The following is a 7633-nucleotide window of genomic DNA, read 5'->3' as shown; positions in this document are numbered from 1 at the left end:
TTCTCGTTTCCTAAGTTAAAAGTCCGACCCACACATAGACCGGACCGAACCTTCATTTAGATTAAATTCTAGATTCAATAATAGCCTGCGCCACATTTTTCGGCGCCTCAGAATAATTGAAGAACTCCATTGAGTATGATGCGCGGCCCTGCGTTTGAGAACGCAAGTCGGTAGCATACCCGAACATTTCTGAAAGCGGCACTTTAGCACGTATTATTTTAATACCTGCTACGCCCTCTTCCATACCTTCGATCATGCCGCGACGACGATTAAGGTCACCAACAACATCACCCATCCAGTCTTCTGGAGTAGTTACTTCAACTTTCATAGTGGGTTCAAGCAACACCGGATTTGCTTCTGCGGCGCCTTTTTTGAAACCCATAGAGCCGGCGATCTTAAACGCCATTTCAGAAGAGTCAACATCATGGTATGAACCATCGAACAACGTAACCTTTACATCAAGTACCGGATACCCTGCTACGACACCACTTTGCAACTGCTCCTGAATTCCTTTATCAACCGCTGGTATATACTCTTTAGGTACAACACCACCGACGATTTCATTCACGAACTCGTAGCCATCACCTTCTGCTTGAGGCTCAATACGCAACCAAACATGACCAAATTGGCCTCGGCCGCCTGACTGACGAATAAATTTACCCTCTACCTCAACGGTTTTACGAAGGGTTTCACGATAAGCAACCTGAGGGTTACCTACGTTACATTCTACTTTAAACTCGCGCTTCATGCGGTCTACGATGATATCTAAATGAAGTTCACCCATACCAGAGATAATCGTCTGGCCGGTTTCATCGTCTGTTTTCACCTTGAAAGATGGATCTTCAGCAGCAAGTTTGCTTAATGCTAGCCCCATCTTTTCTTGGTCAGCCTGTGATTTAGGCTCTACCGCTATTGAGATAACTGGCTCTGGAAACTCCATGCGCTCAAGCGTAATAATGTGATTAGGATCGCATAATGTATCACCTGTTGTCACATCTTTAAGGCCGATTGCCGCCGCTATATCGCCTGCACGTACTTCTTTTAATTCTTCTCGGTCTTTTGCATGCATTTGCACGATTCGACCAAAACGTTCACGTTTCCCTTTTACTGGGTTGTAAACCGTATCGCCGGTATTAACAATGCCCGAGTAACAACGGAAGAACGTAAGTGTTCCAACAAATGGGTCGGTTGCAATTTTAAATGCAAGTGCAGAGAAAGGTTCGTCATCGCTCGACTTACGAACCGCTTCCGTTTCGTCTTTGTCATCAAGTACACCGGTAATGGCTTTTACCTCAGTCGGCGCGGGTAGAAATTCTACAACAGCGTCGAGTACTGCCTGAACACCTTTGTTTTTGAAGGCACTGCCGCAAGTGGCAAGAACAATTTCGTTGTTCAGAGTACGAGTACGAAGACCAGAACGGATTTCTTCCTCAGAAAGTTCTTCACCTTCTAAGTACTTGTCCATAAGTTCGTCAGAGGCTTCAGCCGCAGCTTCAATCATCTCTGTGCGATACTTCTCTGCGTTTTCTAAATATTCTGCTGGAATGTCTTCATAGGTAAATGTCATACCCATGTCACTTTCATTCCAGTTTATGGCCTTCATCTTAATAAGATCGATGACACCATGGAATTCTTCTTCAGCGCCCATGTTTATTTGAATAGGAACACAGTTAGCGCCTAAACGTTTGCGGATTTGACCCACTACACGTTCAAAATCAGCGCCAGCCCGGTCCATCTTATTGACGAACACAAGGCGTGGCACTTCATACTTATCAGCCTGTCTCCAGACTGTTTCTGATTGAGGTTCTACCCCAGAAGACCCACAGAATACAACCACCGCGCCATCCAATACACGTAATGAACGCTCTACTTCAATAGTAAAGTCTACGTGCCCTGGAGTGTCGATAATGTTGATTCTGTGTTGATCATACTGTTGCTGCATACCAGACCAAAAGCAAGTAGTCGCAGCGGACGTGATAGTGATACCACGTTCCTGCTCCTGCTCCATCCAATCCATGGTAGCTGCACCATCATGCACTTCACCGATTTTATGAGACAGTCCTGTATAAAACAGAACACGCTCTGTGGTCGTGGTTTTACCCGCGTCCACATGCGCCACGATACCAATGTTACGGTAACGCTCAATCGAGGTCTTACGAGGCATATATCTCTCTCAGTTATATTACGTTTATTACCAACGGTAATGAGCAAACGCTTTGTTTGCTTCGGCCATACGGTGAACGTCTTCACGTTTCTTAACCGCTGAACCTTTATTTTCTGCAGCGTCTAACATTTCAGCAGCCAGGCGTTGAGCCATTGACTTTTCGCCACGTTTACGAGCAGCATCTACCATCCAACGCATACCCAGTGCATTACGACGAACTGGACGTACTTCTACTGGTACTTGATAAGTTGAACCACCAACACGACGAGATTTAACCTCTACTGTTGGGCGGATGTTATCAAGAGCTTCTTCGAATACATCTAGGTGTGCTTTGCCGGTTTTTTCAGCAACAATTTCTAGCGCACCGTAAACGATTTTTTCAGCGACTGACTTTTTGCCGTCGAGCATTACGACATTCATGAATTTAGCAAGCAGTTGTGAACCAAATTTTGGCTCTGGTAGGATTTTACGTTGACCTACGACTCTTCTTCTTGGCATTTTCTCTTCTCCGTATGAATTCAGGGAATACCCAAAACTCTTAAACTTCAGTTTGGCCTTACTAACGGAGAACCGTTAAGACTTAGGCCTTTTCGCGCCGTACTTAGAACGGGCTTGCTTACGATCGTTTACACCTGCGCAGTCAAGAGTACCGCGAACTGTGTGATAACGAACACCTGGTAAGTCTTTAACACGACCACCACGGATAAGTACTACACTGTGCTCTTGTAGGTTGTGACCTTCACCACCGATGTATGAAGAAACTTCAAAACCGTTAGTTAGACGTACACGACATACTTTACGTAGTGCAGAGTTTGGTTTCTTTGGCGTAGTTGTATATACACGAGTACATACACCACGTCTTTGTGGACAAGCTTGCAGTGCAGCTACGTTGCTTTTTTCAACGGGCTTTCTGCGTGGCTTTCGCACTAACTGGTTAACTGTTGCCATTAACTAGCTCCTGATTAAAAACTACGAAAACCCAATCACTATGATTGGGTCCATATAAATGCGACTTTAATAATGTCGCCCATTTTTTGCTAATACTGTGCTCGTCAGTATTAACTGAGCGCTGATACAAAAAACCGCGACCGTTCTTTAATGCCTTTTTGAGGCCATCAAAAATCGGGTCGCGGAATATTAATGATCATCGCCCTGACTGTCAAGCTGTACAAAGACTAAGCACACAATATTTGTGCCTGCTGTCAGCTTAACCTGCCAATATGTTAGGAGTACGTTAACGTACTCCTTGATCATGTCTTACTCTGACGAACCGTCGTCTGCACCAGCGTTAAGCGCTTCGGTTAGTGCCTGTTCTGCATCTGCTGCGGATACTGACATTTCTTCGATTTGCTCTTTACGCATTTGTGCACGGCGTTCATGGTAAGCGAAACCGGTACCTGCAGGGATTAGACGCCCTACGATAACGTTCTCTTTCAGACCGCGAAGGTCATCTTCTTTACCTTGAACTGCTGCTTCGGTAAGTACTCGTGTTGTTTCTTGGAACGATGCCGCAGAAATAAACGATTCCGTAGAAAGTGACGCTTTGGTGATACCTAGCAGCTGAGTTTCATACTGCGCTGGGATCTTACCGTGTTTTTCAACTTCACGGTTCGTTACTTTTACGTTCGATACTTCTACTTGCTCGCCTTCTAAGAACCTTGTGTCACCAGAATGTGTAATTACACACTTACGTAGCATCTGACGAATAACCACTTCAATGTGCTTATCGTTAATTTTTACGCCCTGAAGACGGTAAACTTCCTGAACTTCGTTCACGATGTAATTAGCTACCGCAGAGATACCGCGTAAACGTAGAATGTCGTGTGGAGACTCTGGACCATCAGCGATAACTTCGCCTTTTTCCACTTTCTCACCTTCAAACACGTTTAGCTGACGCCACTTCGGAATCATCTCTTCGTATGCATCACCTTCAGGTGGTGTAATGACAAGACGCTTCTTACCTTTAGTTTCTTTACCAAAACCAATGGTACCTGATACTTCCGCAAGGATAGCTGGTTCTTTCGGCTTACGTGCTTCAAACAAATCGGCTACGCGCGGTAGACCACCCGTGATATCACGTGTTTTCGAGCTTTCTTGAGGTATACGTGCTAACACGTCACCTTCGTTAGCCACTTTGCCTTCTTTCGCTTCGATTGTCGTAAAGCTTGGAAGACGAATCTCTTGTAGTCCATGCTCATCACTTTCGAGGATAAGCTTAGGCTCTTTCGAGTTACTCTTCGCAAGATCTTTAACAACGATACGCGTAAGACCTGTTAGCTCGTCCTGCTGCATCTCAGTATTAGAGTCGTCAATGTCCGCGAAGCTAATTTTCGCTGCGCGTTCAGTAACGATTGGGTGACTATGCGGATCCCAGTTAGCAACAACGTCGCCAGCAGCAATCTTCGCAGCGTCATCCACGCTAAGTACGGCACCGTAAGGTACTTTATAGCGCTCTTTCTCGCGGCCTTGCTCGTCGATAACAGTAAGTTCAGTTGAACGTGAAACAACAACCAACTTGCCGTCTGAGTTACGAACTGTCTTAGAGTTGTGAAGCTTAAGGCTACCTGCAGTTTTAACTTGTACGCTATTCTCTGCTGATGCTCTAGATGCCGCACCACCGATGTGGAACGTACGCATCGTAAGCTGTGTACCAGGCTCACCGATTGACTGAGCTGCGATAACACCTACCGACTCACCGCTACCAACCATGTGTCCGCGTGCTAGATCACGACCGTAACAGTTAGCACATACACCAAAGTCATTGTCACAAGTGATAACCGAGCGAACTTGAATTTGGTCAACTGAGTTAGCTTCAAGCATGTCTACTAGCGCTTCGTCTAGCAATACATTACGCTCTACCAATACTTCAGTTGTACCAGGCTTAACAACATCTTCGGCAACTACACGACCTAGTACACGTTCGCGAAGTGGTTCTACAACGTCACCACCTTCGATAAGCGGTGTCATTGTTACACCTTCAAAAGTGCCACAGTCGTCATTAGTGATAACCAAATCCTGTGCAACATCAACAAGACGACGAGTTAGGTAACCCGAGTTCGCTGTCTTAAGTGCAGTATCGGCAAGACCTTTACGCGCACCGTGAGTAGAGATGAAGTACTGAAGAACGTTAAGACCTTCACGGAAGTTCGCTGTAATCGGCGTTTCGATGATTGAGCCATCTGGCTTAGCCATCAGACCACGCATACCCGCTAACTGACGAATCTGAGCGGCACTACCACGAGCACCCGAGTCAGCCATCATGTAAACCGAGTTAAATGATGTTTGCTCTTCTTCTTCGCCATCGCGATTGATTACGATGTCAGTTTTAAGGTTATCCATCATGGCCTTAGCAACTTTTTCGTTGGCATTTGACCAGATATCGATAACTTTGTTGTAACGTTCACCCGCGGTAACAAGACCGTTTTGGAACTGCTCCTGAATCTCAATTACTTCTGCTTCTGCAGCATCGATAATATCTTTCTTCGCAGCAGGGATAACCATATCGTCGATACCAACTGACGCACCCGCGATCATCGCGTAGTGGAAACCGGTATACATGATTTGGTCAGCCGCAATTACAGTATCTTTCAGACCAAGTGTACGATAACAAGCATTCAACAGTTTAGAGATCTGCTTCTTACCCATCGCTTGGTTGATGATTTCAAACGGCAAACCTTTCGGTAAAATCAAAGAGAAAATAGCACGACCAACAGTAGTGTCGGTAAGTGTGACTTTTTCTGATTTTTTGCCATCTTCGTCGATATCATATTCTGTAATACGTACTTTAACGCGAGAGTGAAGCTCAGCATTACCTGTACGGTATGCTTTTTCTGCTTCATTCGGGCTGGTAAATACCATGCCTTCGCCTAAGCCGTTTACTTTGTCACGCGTAAGGTAATAAAGACCTAATACAACGTCCTGTGAAGGTACGATGATAGGCTCACCATTCGCTGGAGACAGGATGTTGTTTGTCGACATCATTAGTGCACGAGCTTCTAGCTGTGCTTCGATTGTCAACGGTACGTGTACCGCCATTTGGTCACCGTCGAAGTCGGCGTTGTACGCCGCACACACTAGCGGGTGAAGCTGAATCGCTTTACCTTCAATTAGTGTTGGTTCGAACGCTTGGATACCCAAACGGTGAAGTGTAGGTGCACGGTTAAGCAGTACCGGGTGTTCGCGGATAACGTCGTCTAGTACGTCCCAAACTTCTGGTGCTTCGCGCTCTACAAGCTTCTTAGCTGCTTTGATTGTTGTCGCAAGACCACGAGCTTCAAGCTTACCGTAGATAAACGGCTTAAATAGCTCAAGTGCCATCTTCTTAGGAAGACCACACTGATGTAGGCGCAGTGTAGGACCAACGGTAATTACAGAACGGCCAGAGTAGTCAACACGCTTACCAAGAAGGTTTTGACGGAAACGACCTTGTTTACCTTTGATCATGTCTGCAAGCGATTTAAGTGGGCGCTTGTTAGAGCCCGTAATCGCTCGACCACGACGACCGTTATCTAGTAGCGCATCTACCGCTTCCTGAAGCATACGTTTTTCGTTACGTACGATAATGTCAGGTGCCGCTAGGTCTAAAAGACGCTTAAGACGGTTGTTACGGTTGATCACTCGACGATACAAGTCATTTAGATCAGACGTTGCAAAACGGCCGCCATCTAGGGGTACTAGAGGACGTAAGTCTGGCGGTAGAACCGGCAGAACCGTCATGATCATCCACTCTGGCTTGTTACCAGACTGTTGGAATGACTCAAGCAACTTAAGACGCTTAGTAATCTTTTTACGCTTCGTTTCTGAGTTGATTGACGGAAGTTCTTCACGCATCGCTGCAACATCAGCGTCAACGTCAAGTGCCATAAGCAAATCGAATACTGCCTCAGCACCCATCTTTGCATCAAACTCATCGCCATGCTCTTCTAGTGCATCTAGGTAATCTTCTTCATTAAGAAGCTGGCTACGCTCAAGCGTAGTCATACCTGGCTCTGTCACCACGTATGATTCAAAATAAAGAACACGTTCGATGTCACGAAGTGTCATATCTAGCATTAGACCGATACGAGACGGTAGTGATTTAAGGAACCAAATATGTGCAACTGGACTCGCTAGCTCAATGTGACCCATACGTTCACGACGAACTTTAGTAAGGGTTACTTCAACGCCACACTTTTCACAGATAACACCACGGTGCTTCAGACGCTTATACTTGCCGCAAAGACATTCATAATCTTTTACCGGACCAAATATACGCGCACAAAACAGACCGTCACGCTCAGGCTTGAACGTACGATAGTTAATTGTTTCTGGCTTTTTAACTTCACCAAAAGACCATGAACGAATCATGTCAGGCGAAGACAGACCGATTCGAATATTATCGAATTCTTCGGTCTTATTTTGTTGCTTTAGAAACTTTAATAAGTCTTTCACATTACTCTCCCAGCGGAGTCAGTCTCTAGAGCCCGGCGC

Annotated in this window: 4 protein-coding genes; all 4 read right to left on the bottom strand. The window is 45.7% G+C overall.

Translation table 11 applies throughout. The features are described 5' to 3' along the window. Positions 1-61 precede the first annotated feature (61 nt). On the bottom strand, positions 62-2164 hold the full coding sequence (gene fusA, locus AC27EZ_RS10455; protein ID WP_487135271.1) for an elongation factor G: 2103 nt from the start codon (positions 2162-2164) through the stop codon (positions 62-64). A gap of 27 nt (positions 2165-2191) precedes the next feature. Further along, a complete protein-coding gene (gene rpsG / locus AC27EZ_RS10450; protein ID WP_265617966.1) occupies positions 2192-2662 on the bottom strand; it encodes a 30S ribosomal protein S7 in 471 nt (156 codons plus the stop codon). Positions 2663-2737: 75 nt separating this feature from the next. Further along, positions 2738-3112 (bottom strand): 30S ribosomal protein S12, encoded by a 375-nt coding sequence (gene rpsL / locus AC27EZ_RS10445; protein WP_071980814.1) that lies wholly within the window; start codon positions 3110-3112, stop codon positions 2738-2740. Between the two features lie 309 nt (positions 3113-3421). Continuing rightward, complete coding sequence (gene rpoC, locus AC27EZ_RS10440) at positions 3422-7594, bottom strand: DNA-directed RNA polymerase subunit beta' (protein ID WP_487135270.1); 4173 nt, start codon at positions 7592-7594, stop codon at positions 3422-3424. Positions 7595-7633: the final 39 nt, after the last annotated feature.

The sequence above is a fragment of the Alteromonas sp. 4NH20-0056 genome (assembly GCF_057539655.1).
Note: the sequence above shows the minus strand (reverse complement) of the source record. Positions and strands in the feature narration are given on the sequence as shown.

Excerpts from the sequence above, each read along its gene's own strand:
- fusA (WP_487135271.1), bottom strand. The coding sequence starts at position 2,164 with ATGCCTCGTAAGACCTCGATTGAGCGTTACCGTAACATTGGTATCGTG.
- rpsG (WP_265617966.1), bottom strand. The coding sequence starts at position 2,662 with ATGCCAAGAAGAAGAGTCGTAGGTCAACGTAAAATCCTACCAGAGCCA.
- rpsL (WP_071980814.1), bottom strand. The coding sequence starts at position 3,112 with ATGGCAACAGTTAACCAGTTAGTGCGAAAGCCACGCAGAAAGCCCGTT.